This is a genomic window from Pseudarthrobacter sp. fls2-241-R2A-127, assembly GCF_030209355.1.
Taxonomy (GTDB): Bacteria; Actinomycetota; Actinomycetes; order Actinomycetales; family Micrococcaceae; genus Arthrobacter.
In genome coordinates this window covers 19,570-42,435 of the sequence record NZ_JARVSF010000022.1, presented here as the reverse complement: position 1 = coordinate 42,435, position 22,866 = coordinate 19,570, and the positions used below count along the sequence as shown (strand labels likewise).

At 68.3% G+C, this 22,866-nt stretch carries 21 protein-coding genes; 13 read left to right on the top strand and 8 right to left on the bottom strand.

All coding sequences use genetic code 11. The annotated features are described in order from the left end of the window. The 6 genes from QRN53_RS14940 to QRN53_RS14915 all read right to left on the bottom strand — a co-directional run bounded on the left by QRN53_RS14940 (position 1) and on the right by QRN53_RS14915 (position 7,112). Positions 1-1,461, bottom strand: coding sequence for a dihydrolipoamide acetyltransferase family protein (locus tag QRN53_RS14940; RefSeq protein WP_285244626.1), 1,461 nt, complete (start codon positions 1,459-1,461; stop codon positions 1-3). Beyond that, a complete protein-coding gene (locus tag QRN53_RS14935) occupies positions 1,454-2,434 on the bottom strand; it encodes an alpha-ketoacid dehydrogenase subunit beta (RefSeq protein ID WP_285244625.1) in 981 nt (326 codons plus the stop codon). The genes QRN53_RS14940 and QRN53_RS14935 overlap by 8 nt, the downstream gene beginning before the upstream one ends. Beyond that, positions 2,431-3,477 carry a pyruvate dehydrogenase (acetyl-transferring) E1 component subunit alpha gene (gene pdhA, locus QRN53_RS14930; protein WP_285244624.1) on the bottom strand — a complete coding sequence of 349 codons (1,047 nt, stop codon included), beginning with the start codon at positions 3,475-3,477 and terminating at the stop codon, positions 2,431-2,433. The genes QRN53_RS14935 and pdhA overlap by 4 nt, the downstream gene beginning before the upstream one ends. Continuing rightward, positions 3,474-5,309, bottom strand: a complete 1,836-nt coding sequence (acsA, locus tag QRN53_RS14925) for an acetate--CoA ligase (RefSeq protein ID WP_285244623.1) — start codon at positions 5,307-5,309, stop codon at positions 3,474-3,476. Before acsA ends, pdhA begins: the two co-directional genes overlap by 4 nt. Then, positions 5,306-6,646 carry a phosphoribosyltransferase family protein gene (locus tag QRN53_RS14920; protein WP_285244622.1) on the bottom strand — a complete coding sequence of 447 codons (1,341 nt, stop codon included), beginning with the start codon at positions 6,644-6,646 and terminating at the stop codon, positions 5,306-5,308. The genes acsA and QRN53_RS14920 overlap by 4 nt, the downstream gene beginning before the upstream one ends. Before the next feature lie 109 nt (positions 6,647-6,755). Beyond that, positions 6,756-7,112, bottom strand: coding sequence for an SPW repeat domain-containing protein (locus QRN53_RS14915; RefSeq protein ID WP_285244621.1), 357 nt, complete (start codon positions 7,110-7,112; stop codon positions 6,756-6,758). A gap of 193 nt (positions 7,113-7,305) precedes the next feature. Between QRN53_RS14915 and QRN53_RS14910 the strand changes: the two genes are divergently transcribed. From QRN53_RS14910 to QRN53_RS14860, 11 genes are all read left to right on the top strand, one after another. After that, a complete protein-coding gene (locus tag QRN53_RS14910) occupies positions 7,306-7,653 on the top strand; it encodes a PadR family transcriptional regulator (protein WP_285244620.1) in 348 nt (115 codons plus the stop codon). 2 nt (positions 7,654-7,655) lie between these two features. Continuing rightward, positions 7,656-8,021, top strand: a complete 366-nt coding sequence (locus QRN53_RS14905) for a DUF1048 domain-containing protein (RefSeq protein WP_285244675.1) — start codon at positions 7,656-7,658, stop codon at positions 8,019-8,021. 27 nt (positions 8,022-8,048) lie between these two features. Then, positions 8,049-8,870, top strand: a complete 822-nt coding sequence (locus tag QRN53_RS14900) for an ABC transporter ATP-binding protein (RefSeq protein ID WP_285244619.1) — start codon at positions 8,049-8,051, stop codon at positions 8,868-8,870. Beyond that, positions 8,870-9,634, top strand: a complete 765-nt coding sequence (locus QRN53_RS14895; protein WP_285244618.1) for an ABC transporter permease — start codon at positions 8,870-8,872, stop codon at positions 9,632-9,634. The genes QRN53_RS14900 and QRN53_RS14895 overlap by 1 nt, the downstream gene beginning before the upstream one ends. 166 nt (positions 9,635-9,800) lie before the next feature. Continuing rightward, on the top strand, positions 9,801-10,988 hold the full coding sequence (locus tag QRN53_RS14890; RefSeq protein ID WP_285244617.1) for an alkaline phosphatase family protein: 1,188 nt from the start codon (positions 9,801-9,803) through the stop codon (positions 10,986-10,988). A 1-nt stretch (position 10,989) separates the two neighbouring features. Then, positions 10,990-12,699 (top strand): alkaline phosphatase family protein, encoded by a 1,710-nt coding sequence (locus QRN53_RS14885; RefSeq protein ID WP_285244616.1) that lies wholly within the window; start codon positions 10,990-10,992, stop codon positions 12,697-12,699. A 77-nt stretch (positions 12,700-12,776) separates the two neighbouring features. Then, positions 12,777-13,499, top strand: a complete 723-nt coding sequence (locus QRN53_RS14880) for a VIT1/CCC1 transporter family protein (RefSeq protein WP_285244615.1) — start codon at positions 12,777-12,779, stop codon at positions 13,497-13,499. A gap of 203 nt (positions 13,500-13,702) precedes the next feature. Next, positions 13,703-14,752: an iron ABC transporter substrate-binding protein gene (locus QRN53_RS14875; protein WP_285244614.1), complete on the top strand. Its 1,050-nt coding sequence runs from the start codon at positions 13,703-13,705 to the stop codon at positions 14,750-14,752. A gap of 4 nt (positions 14,753-14,756) precedes the next feature. Further along, on the top strand, positions 14,757-16,346 hold the full coding sequence (locus tag QRN53_RS14870) for an ABC transporter permease (protein ID WP_285244613.1): 1,590 nt from the start codon (positions 14,757-14,759) through the stop codon (positions 16,344-16,346). Next, positions 16,343-17,500 carry an ABC transporter ATP-binding protein gene (locus QRN53_RS14865; protein ID WP_285244612.1) on the top strand — a complete coding sequence of 386 codons (1,158 nt, stop codon included), beginning with the start codon at positions 16,343-16,345 and terminating at the stop codon, positions 17,498-17,500. Before QRN53_RS14870 ends, QRN53_RS14865 begins: the two co-directional genes overlap by 4 nt. 116 nt (positions 17,501-17,616) lie before the next feature. Continuing rightward, positions 17,617-17,859 carry a hypothetical protein gene (locus QRN53_RS14860; protein WP_285244611.1) on the top strand — a complete coding sequence of 81 codons (243 nt, stop codon included), beginning with the start codon at positions 17,617-17,619 and terminating at the stop codon, positions 17,857-17,859. Positions 17,860-17,898: 39 nt separating this feature from the next. On the opposite strand, the gene nhaA is transcribed toward QRN53_RS14860, so the two are convergent. Together nhaA and QRN53_RS14850 are read right to left on the bottom strand one after the other, a co-directional pair. Further along, on the bottom strand, positions 17,899-19,251 hold the full coding sequence (nhaA, locus tag QRN53_RS14855) for a Na+/H+ antiporter NhaA (protein WP_285244610.1): 1,353 nt from the start codon (positions 19,249-19,251) through the stop codon (positions 17,899-17,901). An 86-nt stretch (positions 19,252-19,337) separates the two neighbouring features. Beyond that, positions 19,338-20,012: a PAS and ANTAR domain-containing protein gene (locus QRN53_RS14850; RefSeq protein WP_285244609.1), complete on the bottom strand. Its 675-nt coding sequence runs from the start codon at positions 20,010-20,012 to the stop codon at positions 19,338-19,340. A gap of 270 nt (positions 20,013-20,282) precedes the next feature. Here QRN53_RS14850 and QRN53_RS14845 point away from each other — a divergent pair, with 270 nt between their 5' ends. Then, positions 20,283-20,639: a heavy-metal-associated domain-containing protein gene (locus QRN53_RS14845; RefSeq protein WP_285244608.1), complete on the top strand. Its 357-nt coding sequence runs from the start codon at positions 20,283-20,285 to the stop codon at positions 20,637-20,639. An 81-nt stretch (positions 20,640-20,720) separates the two neighbouring features. Continuing rightward, positions 20,721-22,865, top strand: coding sequence for a heavy metal translocating P-type ATPase (locus QRN53_RS14840; protein ID WP_285244607.1), 2,145 nt, complete (start codon positions 20,721-20,723; stop codon positions 22,863-22,865). Position 22,866 lies beyond the last annotated feature (1 nt).

The window sequence follows — 22,866 nt, the reverse complement described above, 5'->3', positions numbered from 1 at the left end:
TCACAGTTCCTCCGGCGTTTGCAGGAGTTCGTCGATCCGGGCCAGGAAGCGGCCGCCGCGCAGCCCGTCGCTGGCCCGGTGGTCAGCGGACAGCGTGGCGGTGGCGGCGTGCCGGATTCCCAGCATCCCGTTGTGCGCCCACGGCTGCTCCAGGATCTTTCCGAAGCCCACCATGGCCACCTGCGGCGGGTAGATGACCCCGTAGACGCTCTCGACGCCGAGGTCGCCCAGGTTGGTGACGGTGATGGTGGGATCGGCCATCTCGGCCCGCTGCAGCCGGCCCGCCCTGGCGCGGCCCACCAGGTCGCGCAGCTGGTCCATGAGTTCATCGAGCGTGAGGGTGTCGGCGTCGTGCAGGGCCGGGGCCACCAGGCCGCCGTGCCGCAAGGCCACCGCGACGCCCAGGTGCACTGCGCTGCCCGGGTGGAAGGCACCCTTGGTGAAGAAGCCGTTCATGTCCGGCACCTCCTTGGCCGCGAGCGCGGTTGCCTTGAGCAGCAGGGCCGACGGCACCAGGCGGGACGAAACCGGCCGCTGCTGGTTGACGGCCTGCATCCACGCCATCGCCGCCGCGAGATTCAGGGTGGTGGCGAGGTAGTAGTGCGGGATCTCCTTCTTGGACCGGGACATCAGCGCGCCGATAGCCTGCCGCAGGCTTTCCGCCTTGCCGCCGGCCGCGGGACGCTCCTGCCGGGGTGCGGGTGCCCGGACGGGTTCCGTTACCTGTGCGGGTGCCGTGGGGCGGGATACCGACGGCGGGGCGTCCGCCGGCTTTTCCGCGCCGGGTTCCCTGGCCGGCCGTCCCCGGGGCGGGACGGCGGACAGGACGTCATCCTCGGTGACGGCGCCGCCGGGTCCCGTGCCCGGGACGGCTGACAGGTCCACCCCCAGTTCGGCCGCCCGCCGGCGGGCCAGCGGCGAGGACCGCACGCGTCGGCCTTCGTCCGGCCCGCGGGGCGCTTCGGCCTGTTCGCCAGGTTGCCCGGCCTGCTCCGGAGGCACCTGGGTGCCGGACCCGGGCGCGGCGCGTTCGACGTCGGCCCTGGTCACCTCGCCGCCGGGACCGCTCCCGCTGAGGCGTCCGACGTCGACCCCCAGCGTGTGCGCCAGGTGCCGGACCGGCGGCGGGACCTTTGCGCCCGGCCCCGGAAGGCCGCCCGCGGCCCCCGGCTGTGTGGCGGGCGGCGGTTGGGCGGGCGCCGGTTGGGTGGGCGGGAGTTCGGCGGGGGTGGCCGTGATCCGGGCGATGGGGGTGCCCACGTCCACGGTGTCGCCGAGGTCCACCAGGAACTCAGCCACCACGCCTTCCTCGAACGATTCGATATCCATGACTGTTTTGTCCGTGTCCACGGCCGCCACGATATCGCCCTTGTGGATGTAGTCCCCGGGTTTGACCAGCCACTCCACCACCTTGCCGTGTTCCATGTCCGCGCCCAGGGACGGCATCCGGAACTCAGCCATGGGTCCCCACGGCCCTCCGCGCGGCGGTCATGACCCGCTCCACCGACGGCAGCGCCGCCTGTTCCAGGTGCTTGGCGTACGGGACGGGCACCTCCAGGCTGCACACCCGCTCCACCGGGGCGTCCAGGTCGAAGAAGGCCTGCTCGCAGATCCTCGCGGCGATCTCGGCCGAGATGCTGCCGCTGCGCCAGCCCTCGTCCACCACCACGGCCCGGTGGGTCCTGGCAATGCTGTGCATGATGGTCTGCCCGTCCAGCGGGCGGAGGGTCCGGAGGTCGATCACGTCTGCCTCGATGCCTTCGGCGGCGAGCAGGGCCGCGGCCTCCAGCACCAGGGGCAGCGTGCCGCCGTAGGTGATGAGCGTCAGGCCGCCCCCGTGGCGCACCACCGCTGCCTTGTCGATGTCCACGGCGCCGGCGTCGTCGTCGAGCTCCCCGGCCACGTTGTACAGCGAGCCGTGCTCAAAGATGAGCACGGGGTCCGGGTCCTGCAGCGCAGTCCAGAGCATGCCGCGGGCGTCCGCCAGGGTGGCGGGGGCCAGGATTCGCAGCCCCGGTATGTGCGCGTACCAGCCTTCCAGGCTGTGCGAATGCTGGGCCCCGAGCTGGCGGCCGGCACCGGTGGTCATCCGGATGACGATGGGCACGTTGAACTGGCCGCCGGACATGTGCAGCAAGGTGGCGGCGTTGTTGATGATCTGGTCCAGCGCCAGCAGGCTGAAGTTGACGGTCATGATCTCCACCACGGGCCGCATCCCGCCCAGCGCCGCACCGATTCCGGCCCCGACGAATCCGGACTCGGACAGCGGCGTATCGCGGATCCGCTCCGGCCCGAACTCCTCCAGCAGTCCCAGGCTCACGGCGAAACTGCCGCCGTAGCTGCCCACGTCCTCCCCCATGAGGAACACACGTTCGTCACGCTGCATCGCGTCGCGCAGTGCCGCCCGCATCGCTTCCCGGTAGGTGGTTTTCATCCTGCCGCCCCCTCTTTCCCGGCGCTGCCGCCGGGCGTGGCCGCGCCGCCGGCGTCCGGTGGGTCGCTGTACACAAACCGCAGAAGTTCGGACACCGGTGCCGGCGTGCCGTTCTCGGCGAACCCGACGGCGGCGCTGATCTCCGCATCCACGTCCGCCGTCAACCCCGCCCAGGTGTCCTCCGGCAGCTGCCCCGCAGCCTGCATGGTTCCCTGCAGCAGGGTGATGGGGTCCCGTTCCATCCAGCGCGTCACCTCGGTTTTCTCCCGGTACAGCTCGGGATCGAACATGGAGTGGGCGCGGAAGCGGTAGGTGCGCAGTTCCAGGAAGTGCGGGCCACCGCCGGACCGGACGGCGTCCACGGCACGCCGGGCGGCTTCCTCGACGGCGAGGACATCCATCCCGTCCACGGCCCACGCGGAGATTTCGTACCCGGCGGCCTTGAGCGCGATGTCCGTCTGGGATTCGGAGCGGCCCAGGGCGGTTCCCATGGCGTAGAGGTTGTTCTCGCAGCAGAACAGCACCGGGAGCTGCCATAGCGCGGCCAGGTTCATGCTTTCGTGGAACTCGCCCTCGGCCACGGCACCTTCGCCGAAGAAGCAGACGGTGACGCGCCGGCGCCCGGCCATCCGGTCCGCGAGCGCCAGGCCGACGGCGAGCGGCAGTCCGCCGGCCACGATCGCGTTTCCGCCGTAGAAGCGGGCGTCAGCGTCGAAGAGGTGCATTGAACCGCCACGGCCGCGGCAGCAGCCCTCGGCGTGGCCGTACATTTCGGCGAGGATGGCACCGGCGGAGACGCCGCGGAGCAGGGCGTGGCCGTGCTCGCGGTAGGTGGCCACCACCGCGTCGTCCGGTTCCAGGGCTTCCATGACCCCCGCGGCCACGGCTTCTTCGCCGATGTACACGTGCAGGAACCCGCGAATCTTGGCGGCGCTGTACAGTTCGATGCATTTTTCCTCGAGGCGCCGCACCCGCACCATCTGCCGCAACAGGTGGAGGGCGTGGTCCTGGTCCCGGATGACCTGGTTCCGCACTGTGCTCATGGCTGCTCCTTGCCGAGGCCCGGCGCCGGTCCGGCCGGGGACTCCAGGGTTGAGATGTCGCCTTCGGGAAGTCCCAGCTCGCGGGCTTTCAGGAGCCGGCGCAGGATCTTTCCGCTGCGGGTCTTGGGCAGCGTGCCGGTGAACTCCAGCAGCCTGGGCGCCACCGCGGCACCCAGCCGTTTCCGGGCGAAGCCGATGATCTCCAGTTGCAGCTCTTCGCCGGGCTGGATGCCCGGCTTGAGTTCCACGAAGGCTTTGACCACCTCGCCGGCCACGCGGTCCGGCACGCCTATCACTCCTGCTTCGGCCACCGCCGGGTGCTCCATCAGGCAGCTTTCCACCTCGAAGGGGCCGATCAGGTGGCCGGAGGACTTGATGACGTCGTCGCCGCGGCCGACGAACCAGAAGTAGCCGTCGGCGTCGCACTTTGCCAGGTCGCCGGTGAGGTACCAGCCGCCGGCGAAGCACCGGCGGTAGCGCTCCTCTTCGTTGAGGTAGCCGCGGAACATGGACGGCCAACCGGGGCGCAGTGCCAGCTCGCCCATGGTGTCCGGCTCGGTGACCAGGACCGCCTGGCCGTCCCGGATGATGGGTTTACCGTCGGCGTCCCGGGCCACCAGGGCCGCCTCGATGCCGGGGAGCGGCCGGCCCATGGAGCCGGGGCGGATGTCCATCGCCGGATAGTTGGCGATCATGATCCCGCCCGTCTCCGTTTGCCACCAGTTGTCATGCACCGGCAGGCCCAGGACGTCCTGGCCCCACACCACGGCTTCGGGGTTCAGCGGCTCCCCCACGCTGGCGATGAACCGCAGGGCGGAGAGGTCGTGGCCCGCGGCACGCCCCGCACCGGCCTTCATCAGCATCCGCAGTGCCGTGGGGGCGGTGTACCAGACGGTCACGTGCTGCTCCGCGAGGATCCGGTACCAGCGGTCGGCGTCCAGTTCTTCCTCGTCCACGATGGCGGTGACCCCGTGCACCAGCGGCGCGATGATGCCGTAGGACGTGCCCGTCACCCAGCCCGGATCCGCGGTGCACCAGTAGATGTCCTCCGCGTGCAGGTCCAGCGCGAAGCGGCCGGTGGCGTAATGCGCGGCGACGGCGTCGTGGACATGGATGGCGCCCTTGGGCGTGCCGGTGGTTCCGCTGGTGAAATGCAGCAGTGCCATGTCCTCCGGCCGGGTGTCGGCGATGTCCGCGCCGGGCTCACCCGCCGCCGGTTGGGGGGCCTGCGCCAGGAGGCCGGCCAGGTCCAGGGTTCCCGGTTCGGGGTTGCCGTCCGCGTCCACCAGCAGGATGAAGCGGAGTTCGGGAAGGCTGTCCCGCACCGGCGCCACCTTCTTGCGGTACAGGGCCCTGGTGGTCACCAGCACCCTGCCGGTCCCCAGGTGCAGCCGCTGCCGGACCGGTTCGGGACCAAAGGCGGAAAAGAGCGGACAGAAGACGCTGCCGTTCTTGAAGGTGCCCAGCACAGCGATATACAGCTCCGGGGTGCGGCCCAGGAGGGAGAAGACCCGCTCGCCGCGCCCCACTCCCAGCGTCCGGAGCACTGCCGCGAACCGGCCGGATTGCTCCGCGAGGCCACCGTAGTCCAGGGACCGGGTGCCGCCGTCGGCCCTGATGAAGCGCAGTGCCTCCTTGCCGCCGCGGCCCTCTGCCACGTGGCGGTCCACGGCCTCGTAGGCGATGTTCAGCCCGCGGCCGCCGGGCAGCCCGGCCAGTGCCTGCCGGGCCTGGTCCCAGCTGAAGCCGCGCCTGGCGGCCTCATAGTCCGGCATGTTGGGCGGCACCGGGAAGGTGGCAACGTCCTTGGCGATGGTGGGCCAGCGTGTCATTCCCCCGCCTCCGGCATGGCCCGCCCCACCCGCGACGGCAGGAGGTAGTGCTGGAACCAGTCGGCGGCCAGGGTGGCCGCCATGGCCAGGGTGCCGGGCTCCTCGAAGAGGTGGGTGGCGCCGGGGACGATCTCGAGACGGGTGGGTGCCTGCATGCGGGCCATGGCCTGGCGGTTGAGCGCCAGGACCTGGGTGTCGGCGCCGCCGACGATCAGCAGGGTAGGTGCCTTGACCGCGGCCAGCCGCGGACCGGCCAGGTCCGGGCGGCCGCCCCGGGACACCACAGCGGCAACCTCGGAGCCGGGTTCGGCGGCGGCCCAGAGCGCCGCGCCCGCTCCGGTGCTCGCCCCGAAGTAGCCGATCCGCCCGGCCGAGCCGTCATGCCGTGCTTCCAGCCAATGGGTTGCGGCGGTAAGGCGCCGGGCCAGCAGGGCGATGTCGAAGACGTTGGCGCGGTTGACTTCCTCTTCGGGCGTGAGCAGGTCAAGGAGCAAGGTGCCCAGCCCTGCCCCATGCAGGACCGAGGCCACATAACGGTTCCGGGGGCTGTGCCGGCTGCTGCCGCTGCCGTGGGCAAAGAGGACCGTGCCGTCGCACCTTCCCGGCAGGTGGAGGCTGCCGCGCAGGACAGCACGCCCGTCCGGGATCTCGACGTCGTCCTCCAGGGTGCCGTCGTCCCTTTCGTCGCCGCGGTGGCGGGTCGGGGAGGCCGCTGCGTCGAGGAGTTGCACCACCTCGCCATCCTCGGTGGGTGAGAAGTCATGGTAGTAGTAGCCCACAGCCTGGAAGTCCTGTGGCGAGAGCAGGCAGACCACGTCGTCCGGTTCCTTCAGCTCCACGATGGCGCGGGCGGGGGCAACCGGAACGGCCAGGATGATCGTTGCTGCGCCGAGCTGCCGGGCCACCTGGCAGGCGGCTTTGGCGGTGGAGCCGGTGGCGATCCCGTCATCCACGATCACCGCGGTGCGTCCGGTGAGGTCAAGCCGCGGGCGGCCCTGGCGGAAGCGTGCCACCCTGCTTTCGAGCAGCGCCCGCTCCTGCCGTTCCACCTGCTTCAGGTCTTCCTGGGAGACTCGGGCCATGGAGAGGGTGCGCCGGTCCAGGACCCGGACGTTGCCTTCCCCGATGGCTCCCATGGCCACCTCAGGCTGGAAGGGGACCCCCAGCTTCCGCACCACGATCACGTCCAGCGGCGCCTCAAGGGCCTTGGCCACCTCGAACGCGACCGGCACGCCGCCGCGGGGCAGGCCCAGCACCACCACGTCCCGTCCGCGCAGGCCGGCAAGCCGTTTGCCCAGCCGCCGCCCGGCGTCGGCCCTGTTCAGGAATGCAACCATCGCCCTCACCCGCCGTGTGGATACAGCTCCGCCATGGCTTCCGGTGCGGCATGGGCCGGAGTGGATCCTGCCTCATACCGCATCACGTCAGTCATGGCGGATGCTGCCGCTAATGCGAAATGCCCAGATTGTGATGGGCGTCAGTGCTGGGCTTAATGGCCACCGCGGTGACCACCAGCGCCACTGCCCCTGCAATCCACGACGTCCACGCTGCGCCGGTCGCGCCCGTGTAGGACCCCAGCCACGGCGAGATGATCAATACTGCGGCAAGGACAGCCTGGGCGTATTCCATGACCGGAGTTCCGGGCATTGCCAGGTTGACGATTCCGCTGACCACCAGGAGCCCGCCGAAGACGAGCATGAGGGTGGTGGACATGTTTTGCTGCCGCGTGAACAGGACCGCCACTGCGGTGAAGAGTCCGGCGGCACCTGCTGCATAGTCCTGCCACCGATACCACTTTTTCACTGTTTTTCCTTTCTGGTGTGGACGGTACGCCAGTACGTTTCCGCCCCATGAGCCAATGCTGCCCATGCTTCAAGTCAACGCCTGCGAGGATGCACCCAACAGGGCAGAAAGACCTGCCCGGGGGCCTTGCATACCAGCTACTCAGTGTTACTATCTACTAGTAGTCAGTAACACTAAGTACCAAAGGAATTCCATGGGCAAGCAAATGACCGAGATGCTCAAAGGCACGCTGGAGGGCATCGTCCTGGCAACCCTCGCGGCCCGGCCGGCGTACGGCTACGAAATCACCGCCCGGCTGCGCGACCAGGGCTTTTCGGACATCGTCGAAGGCACGGTGTACGCACTGCTGGTCCGCATCGAACAACGCGGCCTGGTTGACGTGGCCAAAGTCCCGTCCGAAAAAGGACCGCCCCGCAAGGTGTACACGCTGAACGCTTCCGGCAGCGCCTACCTGGACGAATTCTGGAGCACCTGGAGCTTCCTCGCCGCACGGATCGAGCAACTCCACCACACCAATCCCCCGCAGGAAAAAGGAGAATGACCATGCCCCAGGGATGGCTTGAGAAAGTCACCGGTTCCTTCGACGACAAGAAACGCTGGCGCCGGTACAAAGCCCGCAAGGAACAGCTGCCCGGCCCGTACCGGACCACCATCGACGCCTTGGAACGCTACTTCACCTACGCCGGCGCGATCGTCAAGGGCGATGTCCTCATGCAGATGCTGGAGGACCTGGCGGACCTGGTCGAAGGGGCTGCCGCGGATGGCACACCGGTCCGCAGCATCGTTGGTGAGGACCCGGTGGAATTTGCCGAAGCCTTCATCAGCAACTACTCCGACGGCCAGTGGATCAACAAGGAACGCAAGCGCCTGGCAGACTCCATCAACCAGGCCACCGCCGGCGACGCCTGAGAAACCACACACCGGAAAGGACCGGCCATGGGCACAGACCAGGCCCTGCAACCCGCCATCCGGGTCCAGGGCATCGAAAAGTCGTTCAAGGACCTGCATGTACTGCGGGGCGTCGACTTTGACGTGAGGCCGGGAAGCATCTTCGCGCTGCTCGGCTCCAACGGCGCGGGAAAGACCACGCTGATAAAAATCCTCTCCACCCTCCTGAAACCTTACAGCGGCAGGGCCTCAGTCAATGGTTTCGACGTCGTCACCCGGGCCGGGGACGTACGGGCCGCCATCAGCCTGACCGGCCAGTTCACCGCCGTGGACGACGTCCTGACCGGCCGGGAGAACCTGGTGCTGGTAGCCAGGCTGCGGCACCTGCCCAACCCGGCAGAAGTGGCCGGCAGCCTGCTCGCCCGGTTCGGACTGGCAGAGGCCGCCAACCGCAGGGCAGCCACCTACTCCGGCGGCATGCGGCGCCGGCTGGACATCGCCATGAGCCTGGCCGGGGATCCCCCGGTGGTCTTCCTCGACGAACCCACCACCGGGCTGGATCCACAGGGACGCCTCGAGGTGTGGCGGACCATCCGGCAGCTCGCGGGACAGGGCACCACCGTACTGCTAACCACCCAGTACCTTGACGAGGCAGAGCAGCTCGCCGACCGAATCGCCATCCTGCACCGGGGCACCATCATCCAGAACGGGACGCTCGCCGAACTCAAGCGGCTCCTCCCCGCGGCCACCGTGGAATACGTGGAGAAACAGCCTTCCCTCGAGGACGTCTTCCTCGCCCTGGTGGGTGATCCGCCCGGGGACCGGCAGGATCAGCCAACCGCCGATTCCGCGCCCGGAAAGGACCACTGATGAGCACCCACGCCCTCCGCGATACCGGCGTGCTGACGGGCCGCTCACTGCGGCACATCCTCCGCAGCCCGGACACCATCATCACCACCGCGGTGACACCCGTGGCCATGATGCTGCTGTTCGTCTACGTGTTCGGCGGCGCGATCACCACCGGTTCAGGCGGCTCCTACATCAACTACCTCCTCCCCGGCATCCTCCTGATCACCGTCGCCTCCGGCGTGGCCTACACCGCCTACCGGTTGTTCCTTGACGTCAAGGGCGGGATCGTCGAACGGCTGGGATCCATGCCGATCGCCAAGCCCAGCATCCTGTGGGCACACGTACTCACCTCCCTGACTGCCAACCTCGCAGCCGTCGCGATCGTGATCGCCGTAGCCCTGGCCATGGGGTTCCGCAGTGGAGCCTCCGTGGCATCATGGTTCGCCGCAGCCGGAATCCTGGTCCTGTTCACCCTGGCGCTGACCTGGATGGCGGTAGTTGCCGGCCTGACCGCCAAGACCGTGGATGGCGCCAGCGGCATGAGCTACCCGCTGATCTTCCTGCCCTTCATCAGTTCAGCGTTTGTTCCCACGGCCACCATGCCCGGCCCGGTTGCCTGGTTCGCCGAAAACCAGCCGGTGACGCCGATCGTGGACACCCTCCGGGCCCTCCTCGCGCAGGAACCCGTGGGCACCGGAATCTGGACGGCCCTCGCCTGGCTGGCCGGCATCCTGGCGGTGTCCTACGCCGCTGCAGCCGCCATCTACCGCCGGAAAGTGGGCTGAAACCCGAAACCTGAGCATATTCACTGCGAACTCACAGCGTTTGCCCGTGCTAATCCGGGCCGCGGTATGCAAGAGTGTCCGCAACGCTGGGGAGCCGAAACCTGCCGGCCGGGCAGCCACACCGCCCGGCCGGCAGGTCCACAGTTGCGAACAAGTGAGGCCGGGCGTGAAAAACAGCACTGTTCCCCGCACCAAGGCAAGCCGGTGGCGGACCCCCGGCCTGCTCCTGCTTCCGGCCCTCCTGCTGCCCGCACTGGCGGCCTGCACTACGGAGGGCCCCGGGCCCTCGCCAACCCCGTCCCTGTCCGGCGGCACAGCCGCGGCCGGCACCACACCGGCGCCGAGGGCCAGCGCCACCAGGGACCCGGCAAGCCATACCCGCACCCCCGGCCACGTATTCGTCATCAACCTGGAGAACAAGGGCTACGATTCCGTCTGGGGTGACAATTCCCCCGCACCCTACCTGGCCGGAACGCTCCGCAAGAAGGGCGTCCTGCTGAAGAACTACTACGGCATCGCCCACAACTCACTGCCCAACTACCTGGCCCAGATATCCGGCCAGCGGCCCAACGACAGCACCATGGCGGACTGCCACACCTACACCGAGTTCAACGCCACCGGCACCGACTCGGAAGGCGCCCTGCAGGGCGACGGCTGCGTCTACCCGCAGGACACCCAAACCCTCGCCGGGCAACTGACCTCCCAGGGCAAGACGTGGAAGGGCTATATGGAGGACATGCAGGAGCCGTGCGAACACCCGCCGCTGGGCGAGCCGGACAACCACATCAAAGCCACCATGGAGAGCCAGTACTCCACGCACCACAACCCCTTCGTGTACTTCCACGCCATCACCTCGTCCCCGGACTGCGCCGCGAACGTGGTCAACTTCGCGGCCCTCGCTGACGACCTGAAATCAGTGGGCACCACGCCCACCCTTTCCTACATCACCCCCAACCTGTGCCACGACGGCCATGACGCCACCTGCGCCGACGGCACCACCGGAGGCCTGACGGCGGTGGACGGGTGGCTGAAAGAACAGGTGCCGGCCATCCTGTCCTCACCGGCGTACCAACAGGACGGCATGCTGGTTATCACCTTCGACGAGGCCGAGGGCGACTCGTCCGGCCCCACGGGATCAGACGCGGCCAGCCCCGCCGGCGGAGCAGCCGGCGGCAGGGTGGGCGCGCTGGTGCTCTCACCGTTCAGCAACGCGGGCACATCCTCGGACCGGGCCTACAACCACTACAGCCTGCTGGCCACCATCGAAGACTTCTACTTCCTCCCCCGCCTCGGGCTCGCCGGCGATCCCGCGGTGGCCACCTTCGGCGACGACGTGTTCAGGAAGGAGTCCTAGGGTGAAGCTCCCAGGGAACGGCCGACGCCGGACAGTCCTGGCAGGTGCCGTGGCGCTGGCGGTTTTGGTGATCCTCGCCGTCGTCCTTCCCGCCGCCCTGCGCGCCGGCCCACAGGCACCCAACCCGCAGGCCTCCGCCCCGGCCCCGGATGCCGGGGCAGGGGCGGGCGTGGCCGCCGGCCAGGGCGCGTCCCCGGACACCGGGATCTCCAAGATCAAGCATGTAGTGATCATCACCCAGGAAAACAGGTCCTTCGACAGCTACTTCGGAACCTACCCCGGCGCGGACGGCATCCCCATGAAGGACGGCAAGCCCGCCGTGTGCCTTCCGGACCCGGCGAACGGCGGCTGCATCGCGCCGTTCTACAACTCCGCGGACAGCAATGCCGGCGGCCCGCACAGCCATGCCGACGCCACCGGGGACATCAACGGCGGGGCCATGGACGGGTTCGTGGCGCAGGCGGAGAAGGGCCTGTCCGGCTGCAGCGCCTCCAGCAGCAAATGCACGTACAGCACCTCCATGCCCACCGATGTGATGGGTTACCACGACGGGCGGGACCTGCCCAACTACTGGGCCTACGCCCAGAACTTCACGCTCCAGGACCACCTGTTCGCCTCTGCCGCCTCCTGGAGCCTGCCGGCCCACCTGTACCTGGTCTCGGAATGGTCCGCCAAGTGCAGCAAAGCCGGGGACCCGTCGTCGTGCGTTAACGCCCTGCAGGACCCAGACCCCGAACCTGAACCGCAGATCATCAAGGACACGCTGATTGGCAAATGCCAGGCCGGGATGGACCTTGACCCGTGCCGTGAGGCATTGGAATCCGCCGGGATCGATCCCGGCCTCGCAGCCCAGATCGACGATCTGATCGGCAACAGCTGCAAGCCCACCGACTCCTACGCCGTCTGCCAGGCAGCCGTGGATGCGGCCCCGGTGTCCGATGACCTGAAGAAGAAGCTCACCGACGCCGCCAAGAAGCTGGAGCTGCCTGACTACGCCTGGACGGACCTGACCTTCCTGCTCCACAAGCACCAGGTGCCCTGGGCCTACTACGTCTTCAACGGCACCGAACCGGACTGCCGGAACGACGCCGCCACCTGCGACCCCGTTAAACAGGACGCCAAAACCCCGGGCCTGTGGAACCCGTTGCTGTACTTCGACACCGTCAAGGAGGACGGCGAGCAGGGCAACATCAAACCGCTGAGCGGGTTCTACGACGCCGCGCGCCAGGGCACCCTGCCCGCCGTCACCTGGGTGGCGCCCACGGACAAGGTCAGCGAACACGCGCCGGCGAAGATCAGCACCGGGCAGCAGTATGTGGCCGGGCTCATCAACGCGGTGATGAGCGGTCCGGACTGGAACAGCACCGCCATCTTCCTCACCTGGGACGACTGGGGCGGGTTCTACGACCATGAAAACCCGCCGGTGGTGGACAACAACGGCTACGGCCTGCGCGTCCCCGGCCTGGTGATCAGCCCGTACGCACGCAAGGGATACATCGACCACCAGGTCCTCAGCCACGACGCCTACTTCAAGTTCATCGAGGACGATTTCCTGGGCGGCGAACGGCTCGATCCGGCCACGGACGGCCGGCCAGACGCCCGGCCCGATGTCCGTGAAAACAACCCGCAGCTGGGCGATCTTGCCAAGTCCTTCGACTTCAACCAGGCCCCGCTGCCGCCCCTGATCCTGCCCAACGCCAGCACCTACTGACGCCCCCGGGATTCCGCGGGTGTTAGGGGATGCAAACCTTTGTGGCAAAGGGGACCGGGCGGTGGTTAACTGCCAGCATGTCTGAAACCGTGAAGCTCAGCCACAACGAACCCCACGACAGCAGCGTGGCCGCCCGCCTGAACTGGCTGCGGGCCGGCGTCCTCGGCGCGAACGACGGCATCGTCTCCGTCGCCGCAACCGTGGTGGGCGTCGCTGGCGTGACCAACGACATCGCCCCCATCCTGGTGGCCGGGACGGCCGCCGTGGTGGGCGGCGCCGTCTCCATGGCCCTGGGCGAATACGTGTCCGTCAGCAGCCAGAGCGACAGCCAGCGGGCCTTGATCGAAAAGGAACGCCAGGAACTCCTGGACGACCCCGACGGCGAACTGGCCGAACTCGCGGAGATCTACCAAGCTAAGGGGCTCAGCGAAGCCACGGCCCGGAGCGTTGCCGAAGAGCTCACGGCAAAGGACGCCCTGAAGGCGCACCTGTCCGCCGAACTGAACATCGACGAAGAGGAGGTGGCCAGCCCCTGGCACGCCGCCTTCGCCTCCGCGATCGCGTTCACCATTGGCGCAGTGCTGCCCATGCTGGCCATCATCTTTCCGCCCGAGCCGGCACGCATCCCGGTCACATTTGTCGCCGTCATCCTCGCTCTCGCCCTCACCGGCACCGTCAGTGCCAGGATCGGCGGCAGTTCCAAGCGCAAGGCAACCCTGCGGCTGGTGGTGGGCGGGGCGCTGGCCATGGCCTTCACCTTCGCGGTGGGCAGCCTCCTGGGCACCACGGGCATCGCCTAGCGTCCCGCGGCGGCACCCCGCGTCTTTCGAGGCTAATTACGTCACGCCATGTTTGCGTAATTGATGTGAACCTCGTCACTTAAAGCGCTTTCCGGCTTGGAGCTTAGGTTTGCCTACCCTACAGTTTTTGAACATAGGCACCGTTTCCCGGTGCCCTTCAAGACTTAGGTTCACGCAGACTTTTCCCCACGAAAGCAGCCTCAATGAAGATCCGCAACAGCGCGCTGGCAGGCATCGCACTCGCCGCCACCGCAGCTCTCGGCCTGACCGCCTGCGGCGGCGGCACGCCCGCCGGTGACAGCTCCGCTTCCAACGGTGCACCCTCCGGCGAGATCACTGTCTACAACGCCCAGCACGAGAGCCTCACCAAGGAATGGGTGGACGCCTTCACCGCGGAAACCGGCATCAAGGTGACCCTCCGCCAGGGCGACGACACCGAGATGTCCAACCAGATCATCCAGGAAGGCCAGGCGTCCCCCGCGGACGTGTTCCTCACCGAGAACTCCCCCGCCATGACGCAGGTGGAGAACGCCGGCCTGTTCGCCGACGTCAACAAGGACACCCTGGCCCAGGTTCCCGCCGAATTCACGCCGTCCACCGGCAAGTGGACGGGCATCGCCGCCCGCTCCACCGTCCTGGTGTACAACAAGACCAAGCTCACCGAAGACCAGCTGCCCAAGTCCATGCTGGACCTGGCCAAGCCGGAGTGGAAGGGCCGCTGGGCCGCCTCGCCCACCGGCGCCGACTTCCAGGCCATCGTCTCGGCCCTGCTGGAACTCAAGGGCGAAAGCGCCACCGAGGACTGGCTCAAGGCCATGAAAGACAACTCCAAGGCCTACAAGGGCAACAGCACGGCCATGAAGGCCGTCAACGCCGGCGAAGTGGATGCCGCACTGATCTACCACTACTACTACTACGGCGACCAGGCCAAAACCGGCGAGAACTCCAACAACGTCACGCCGTACTACTTCAAGAACCAGGACCCGGGCGCCTTCCTGTCAGTCTCCGGCGGCGGGGTGCTCAAGTCCTCCAAGAACGCCGCCGCTGCGCAGGCGTTCCTGAAGTTCATCACCGGCAAGAAGGGCCAGGAAGTCCTGAAGAACGGAACGTCCTTCGAGTACGCCATCGGCTCCGACGTGCCTGCCAACGACAAGCTGGTTCCCATCAAGGACCTGCAGGCCCCCAAGGTGGACGCCGCCAAGCTCAACTCCCAGAAGGTCAGCGATCTGATGACCCAGGCCGGACTCCTCTAATTCCGTGACCAACGATCTATCGGCTCCCGCCAAGCGGGGCACGACGACGGCGGGCCGGGGCAACAGCCCCCGCCCGCCTTTCGGCGTTTCCGCAGTGTCCATCCTGGCGGTGCTGATCGCCCTGTTTTCCCTCGTCCCGCTGGGCTACGTGGTCTACATGACCGTGGCAACCGGCTGGGACACCGCCGTTGGCCTCATCCTGCGCCCGCGCGTGGGCGAACTGCTGGCCAACACCCTGCTCCTGATGGCCGCCACCATCCCGCTGTGCCTGCTGCTTGGCGTGGCGGGGGCATGGCTGGTGGAACGGACCAACCTCCGCGGCCGGCGGATCTGGGCTGTGCTGCTTGCCGCACCGCTGGCCATCCCGGCGTTCGTGAACAGCTACGCCTGGGTCTCCGCCATCCCGTCGCTGGGCGGCCTGGGCTCGGGAATCCTGATCGCCACCCTGTCCTACTTCCCGCTGGTCTACATTCCGGCGGCGGCCACCCTGAGCCGGCTGGACCCTGCCATCGAGCAGTCCGCCGCCGCGCTGGGGCTGGGCGCCTGGCGGGCCTTCTTCCGGGTGGTGCTTCCCCAGCTCCGGATCGCCCTCACAGGCGGCGGGCTCCTGGTGGGGCTGCACCTGCTCGCCGAATACGGCGCGTTCGCCATGATCCGGTTCGATACCTTCACCACCGCGATCATGACCCAGTACCGCTCCACCTTCAACGGGGCGGCGGGGAACATGCTGGCCAGCGTGCTGGTGTTCTTCTGCCTGCTGCTCCTGATGGCCGAGGTCCGCAGCCGCGGCACCGCCCGCTACGCCAGGGTCGGCTCAGGGGCGCAGGCACGGGCCCTCCGCCTGCCGCTGCACGCGTACCAAATCCCGGGCCAGGTCTTCCTGCTGGCGCTGACGGCCCTGGCGTTCGGCCTCCCGCTGTACTACGTGCTGAAGTGGATCGTGGCCGGGGGCGCCGACGTCTGGACCGCCACCGAATTCCTCCCGGCCCTCCTGGCCACGTTCGGGTACGGCCTGGCCGGCGCCGCGGCCACCATCGTGGTCGCGTTCCCCATGGCCTACCTTGCGGTCCGCAAGCCCGGCTGGTTCAGCAAGTCGCTGGAACTGTCCAACTACGTCACCAGCTCGATGCCCGGCATCGTGGTGGCCCTGGCATTCGTCACCGTCAGCATCCGCGTGGTGCCGGGCATCTACCAGACGGCCGGCGTCCTGGTGGCGGCGTACGTCCTGCTGTTCCTGCCCCGGGCCCTGGTGAACCTCCGGGCCGGGCTGGCGCAGGCTCCCAAGGAGCTTGACGAGGCCGCGCAGGCGCTGGGCAAGCCGCCGCTGCTCGCCTTCATCCGCGTCACGCTGCGCCTCACCGCCCCGGCCGCTGCCGGCGGTGCAGCCCTGGTGTTCCTGGCTATCGCCAACGAACTCACCGCCACCTTGCTGCTGTCCCCCAACGGCACCAAGACCCTGGCCACCGAGTTCTGGAGCAAGAGCAGCGAGATCGACTATGCGGGTGCCGCGCCCTATGCCCTGCTGATGATCCTGCTTTCCGCCCCGATGACCTATCTCCTCTTCCAACAGTCCAAGAAAGTAGCCGGACAGTGACAGCACCATCCACCCCTCGGCTGCCCGAACCACGGGTGTCCCCCTCCGTGGCGGCAACCACCAACAGCCACCTCCAGATCACCGACGTCACCAAGAACTTCGGATCCCAGGCGGTCCTCAGGGGCGTCAACCTGTCCGTGGCCAAGGGCGGCACCACCGCCATCGTGGGTCCCTCCGGCTCCGGCAAGACCACACTGCTGCGCCTGATCGCCGGGTTTGAGCACCCCGACACCGGCACCATCTCGCTCAACGGCACCACCGTGGCCGGCGACGGCGCGTGGCTGCCCGCGCACAAGCGCAAGATCGGCTACGTGGCCCAGGACGGCGCCCTGTTCCCGCACCTGACGGTGGGCCAGAACGTTGCCTTTGGCCTGGATCCGGCAAAGCTGGAAGGCGGCCGCCGGGCTGTTGCGGCCCGGGTAACGGAACTCCTGGAAATGGTGTCCCTCGATCCGGCCATGGCCAAGCGCCGCCCGCACCAGCTTTCCGGCGGCCAGCAGCAGCGCGTCGCACTGGCACGCGCCCTGGCCCGCGAACCCGAACTGATGCTCCTCGACGAGCCGTTCTCCGCCCTGGACGCCGGGCTCCGCGTGGCCACCCGCCGCGCCGTGGCCCGGGTCCTGGCCGAGACCGGGGTTACCACCATCCTGGTCACCCATGACCAGGCCGAGGCGTTGTCCTTCGCCGACCAGGTTGCAGTGATGCGCGGCGGCAAGCTGGCCCAGATCGGCAACCCGTTCGTTGTCTACACCCGCCCCGCGGACCGCGCCACCGCCGAGTTCCTGGGCGACGCCGTCATCCTGGACGCCTGGCTGGAAGGGTCACTGGCCACCTGCTCGCTGGGTGGCATCCCCGTGCGCCGCCCGCCCGCGCAGGGCAGGGTCCAGCTGATGCTGCGGCCCGAGCAGATCCGGATCGCCGAGGACGGCCCCATCCGCGGCGTAGTGGTGGACACCGACTACTTCGGCCCCGAAACCACGGTGCGGCTGAAGCTCAACGTGCCGCAGGAGGTGGCCGAGCACGCGGACCACCGGTACCCCGGCGGCGGCGAGGTAATCACCATCCGGCACTGGAACGCCTCGATCGCCCGGCCCGGGATGGAACTCTGCCTCCGTGTGGTGGGCGAAGCCGTCGCGTTCCCGATGGAGGACTAGCCTCCCTTCCACCAGGCGCCCCTCCTGACACAGAAAAAACACCGGGCCGAAACACTCCGGCAACCTCTTCACGGCAAGCTGTGATTACGGGGACACAACAGCAGGAGGCAGCCGGCATGGAGGCACAAGGAATACGCACCACCCAGCTCCGCATCGGCGACCAGATCGAAGCCTGGCACCGGGGCAAGCTTTTCCACAGCGGCCGGGTGACCGACGTCGTCCCGGCCCTTGAACTCTTCTGGATCCTGGATTCCCGGACCGGTGCGCGGAAGCTGCTTGACCCGGAGGCCCTGGAGATCCGGCACGTGGCGGCCCAGGCCGTTCCGCCCGCAGAGGCGAAGCCGCTCGCGACGGCCTGAGCAGGCTTTCCGGCCGCGGCGGCCGACCGGGCCTGCGGCTTAGGCGCGTTCCTGGTAAACGTCCGGGACGCCGTCGTGGTCCGAATCCACTTTCTCCAGCTCTTCGGCGAGCCGGTACTGGCGGTTCCGGGTGCGCAGCACCATCATCGCCAGCAGCGCGGCGATCAGTGATGCGGCCAGGATGCCCACCTTGGCATGGTCGTCATGCAGGCTGCCGTTGCCGAAGCTGAGCTCCGCCACCAACAGGGAAACGGTGAAACCGATGCCTGCCAGCAGGGCGACACCGAACACGTCGATCCACTTGAAGGAACTGTCCAGGGTGGCCCTGGTGGCTTTGGTCAGGACCCACGTGGTGGCCAGGATTCCCACCGGCTTGCCCAGCACCAGGCCCAGGATGATGCCCAGCGCCACGGGATCCGACAAGGCCGAGCCCAGCCCCTCCCAGCCGCCCACAGCCACGCCCGCGGAAAAGAACGCAAAAATTGGCACGGCCACGCCGGCGGAAATGGGCCGGAACCGGTGCTCGAAGATTTCTGCCAGCCCCGGGCCCGCTTCCGGCCCGCCCGAAGCCTGCGACCGGATCACGGGAATGGCAAAGCCCAACAGCACGCCGGCCACGGTGGCGTGGATGCCCGAGGCGTGGACCAGCGCCCAGGTGGCCACACCCAGCGGCAGCAGGATCAACCACGCCGCGGCGGCATGGCGGCCGAAGAACCGGCGGTACTTCTGCGCCAGGAACGCGTACGCCGCCAAAGGAACGAGCGCCAGGAGCAGCGGCAGGACCTGGATGTCACTGGAGTAGAAGAACGCGATGATGGTGATGGCGATCAGGTCGTCCACCACGGCCAGCGTCAGCAGGAAGATCCGCAGAGCGCTGGGCAGGTGGGAGCCGATGATGGCCAGGACGGCCACGGCAAAGGCGATGTCCGTTGCCGTGGGAATCGCCCAGCCGCGCAGGGTTTCCGGGCTGGAGAGGTTGACGACGGCGTAGATCACCGCCGGGACGGCCACACCGCCCACGGCGGCGGCCACGGGGACGATCGACTTGCTGATCTGCCGCAGGTCGCCCGCCACGAATTCCCGTTTGAGTTCCAGGCCCACCAGGAAGAAGAAAATGGCCAGCAGGCCGTCAGCGGCCCAGGCACCCAGGCTCAGTTCCAAATGCCACGGCGCGTAGCCCACCTTGAGGTCGCGGAGGGCAAAGTAGCTTTCCGATGCCGGGGAGTTGGCCCAGATGAGGGCGATGACCGCTGCAAGGACCAGGAGGGCACCGCCCACGGTTTCCTTGCGGAGGATTTCGCCGATCCTGAGGGCTTCGGCGTAGCTGCCGCGGGAGAAGACCGTGGAGCCCTGGGGTGTGGACTGGTTGGGCGCGGGTGGGGTGGAGGTCATGGAGGCATCCTTATTTCCGGGTTCGACAAAGCCATGCCGACCAGACTTCCCGGCGCACCTGGGTCCATTCTACCGGGGCTGACGGGTCACCCTGCGCGGCGTCCCCCGGCGTCCTTTGTCCGTCCGTGCAGCTGGATGGCACGCGCGGCACGGTCCAGGTAGGTCCGCCCGTCCACGGAATTGGCCAGCTGCACCAGTTCCGCGGCCACCACCACCAGTTTGACGTTCCGGTGGCTGCTGGTGGCCACCAGCAGCTGGAAGGACTCGTCCGAGCCAATCTTCAGCAAGCCCATGAGGATGCCGCGCGCCTGGTCGATCACCGTGCGGGTAGAGGTGGCGCCGGCCACGGCGTCCCGCGCCGTCTGTTCGGTTTCGCGCTGCAGGGTCCGGGTGAGGTCCACCGTCACGCCTTCGAGCGCCACCACTGATCCGTCGTCGCCGAGGATTGCTTCACCGGAGGTCATGACCCGGCGTGTGTGGCCCCTGGCGTCCTTGATGCGGTGGTACATGCAGAAGAAGCCGCCTGTTTCCGCCACCCGGGCAATGATGTCCTCGCATTTATCCCGGTCATCGGGGTGTTTGTGCGCAAAGACCAGCCCCAGGGTGGGCACCACTTCCCCGCGCTGGTACCCGTGGAGGCGGTACATGCCATCGGACCAGTGGAAGGTTCCTCCGTCCAGGTCCAGGCGGAAGACTCCGGCGTCGCACTGGTTGTCGTCGAGGACACTGGAGTAGGTGTACAAGTCTCTTAGCTCCGTCACACGCCCACTTCCCAGGTATGAGCGGGCCCCCAGCAGGCCGGCTCTGTACTCGCTCCTTCAATTATGACCACACGCCGCCACCGAAAGTAGTGCGGGAGGTCCTATGGAAGTGCCGGGCCAAATGCACTATGGGACTTGACCAATATACCCCCTAGGGGTATATTTGCCGTGTTGTCAGTGAAGTGGTATGTCCCGGCCGGTGCCTGCACCAGCCTTTTACAGCCGTTCAACCCCAGCACCCCTTGACTCCCTCAACGGATTGGAACTGACATGGACACCGGGAACCGCCCCCAACTCCCCCTCGCATCCTCCGGCTGCAGCTGCTGCGCCCCCGCCACTGCCGCGGAGCCGGCGTCCAACCTCTCCACGACCGGCCCGCATGAGGCGCCTGCCGCCGTCGTGCATGGGGGTGCCGATCCCTCCGGCCGACGGAACTTCGCCGTGCAGGGCATGACATGCGGGCACTGCGTCCGTTCCGTGGAACAGGCCGTCGCCGCACTGGCGGGCGTGACCTCGGCATCGGTGGACCTGGTGCCCGGCGGCCGTTCCCGGCTGGCCGTCACCGGCTCAGCGACCGACGCCGACGTCCGCCAGGCCGTCACGGACGCCGGCTACACCCTGGCCTGAGACGGGCCGCCCATGAGCGCGGCCCCACCCTTTCGGCAGCCCCGGGCAGTGCCGGGCAGCGACCACCTCCGAGGAGGAAAAATGCAGGACCATCAGCTCATGCACCACCCGGACGCCCCGCCCGGCGGGACACGCACAGAACCCCTGGAACACAGCGCGGCACACGGTGCCGGTCACGCAGGCCACGCCGGAGATGCCCAGCATGGCAACCATGACGACGACCACACCGTCCACACCCACGGGCAGCACGCCGGCCACAGCACCGCCATGTTCAAGAACAGGTTCTGGCTGACGCTTGCCCTGTCCGTGCCGGTGGTCTACTTCAGCCCCATGATGGCCCACCTGCTGGGGTACATGCCGCCGGAATTTCCCGGCGCCCCGTGGATCCCGCCGGTCCTGGGCACCGTGATCTTCCTCTACGGCGGCCAGCCGTTCCTCAAGGGCGGGCTGCAGGAACTCAAGGACCGCACGCCGGGAATGATGCTCCTGATCGCCATGGCCATCACCGTGGCGTTCGCCGCCTCCTGGGTCACCAGCCTGGGGATCGGTGGCTTCGACCTGGACTTCTGGTGGGAGCTGGCGCTCCTGGTGGCCATCATGCTGCTGGGCCACTGGATCGAAATGCGCGCCCTCGGATCTGCCCAAGGCGCCCTTGACGCGCTCGCCGCGCTGCTGCCGGATGAGGCCGAACGCATCACGGACGGTGGCACCGAAACCGTCCCGGTGTCCGAGCTCAGCCCCGGCGACCTGGTCCTGGTCCGCCCCGGCGCCCGCATGCCGGCCGACGGACCCGTGATGGACGGGCAGGCTGAATTCGACGAGTCCATGATCACCGGTGAATCCAAGACCGTGGCACGCGGCGCCGGAGACCCCGTGGTGGCCGGAACCGTAGCCACGGACAGCAGCGTGCGCGTCCGGGTCACGGCTGTGGGCGACCAGACCGCCCTGGCCGGGATCCAGCGGCTGGTGGAGGAGGCACAGGCGTCCTCGTCCCGCGCCCAGGCACTGGCGGACCGCGCCGCGGCGTTCCTCTTCTACTTTGCCGCCGGGGCCGGCGTCCTGACCTTCATCGCCTGGACCCTGCTGGGCAGTGTCCCCGACGCCGTCACCCGGACCGTCACCGTCCTGGTGATCGCCTGCCCGCACGCCCTTGGCCTGGCCATCCCGCTGGTGATCGCCATTTCCACGGAACAGGCCGCCCGGGCAGGGGTACTCATCAAGAACCGGATGGCTCTGGAGCGCATGCGCACCGTCGACGTCGTCCTGTTCGACAAGACCGGAACGCTGACCACCGGCGAACCTGAATTGAAGGACATCGCCGCGGCCGAAGGAGCCGAGGCCGATGCCGTGCTCGCCCTGGCCGCCGCCGTCGAATCCGACAGCGAGCACCCGGTGGCGCGTGCCATCGTCCGGGCCGCTGTGGCCCGGAACCTGGCACTCCCGGCGGCAACGGGCTTCACCGCCCTGACGGGCCGCGGCGTCCGGGCTACCGTGGACGGCCGGGCCGTGCACGTTGGCGGCCCGGCCCTCCTGCGCGAACTCGGCGTCGTCGAACCCGGCGCCCTGGCGGACAGCACCAAGGCCTGGATGGACCGCGGGGCGGCCGTGCTGCACGTGGTCGACGACGGCACCATCCTGGGTGCCGTGAGCATGGAAGACGCGGTGCGGCCGGAGTCGCGGCAGGCCGTGACAGCCCTCCAGCGCCGCGGCATCAAGGTGGCCATGGTCACCGGCGACGCGCGCCAGGTGGCGCAGGCCGTGGCCGCGGACCTGGGCATTGACGAGGTCTTCGCCGAGGTCCTGCCGGCGGACAAGGACAAGAAAGTGGCCGAGCTGCAAGGCCGCGGGATGAAGGTGGCCATGGTGGGCGACGGCGTCAACGACTCCCCCGCGCTTGCCCGGGCAGAGGTGGGCATCGCCATTGGTGCCGGTACCGACGTGGCCATGGAATCCGCCGGCGTGGTCCTGGCAGGGAACGATCCCCGGGCCGTGCTGTCCATGGTGGACCTGTCCCGGGCCAGCTACCGGAAGATGTGGCAGAACCTGGTGTGGGCCACCGGCTACAACATCCTGTCCGTGCCGCTGGCCGCCGGCGTCCTGGCGTTTGCCGGCGTGGTCCTCTCCCCCGCCGCAGGTGCCGTACTGATGTCCGCGTCCACCGTGGTGGTTGCCCTGAACGCCCAACTGCTCCGGCGCCTGAAACTGAACCCGTCCGAGGTGCGTTGAA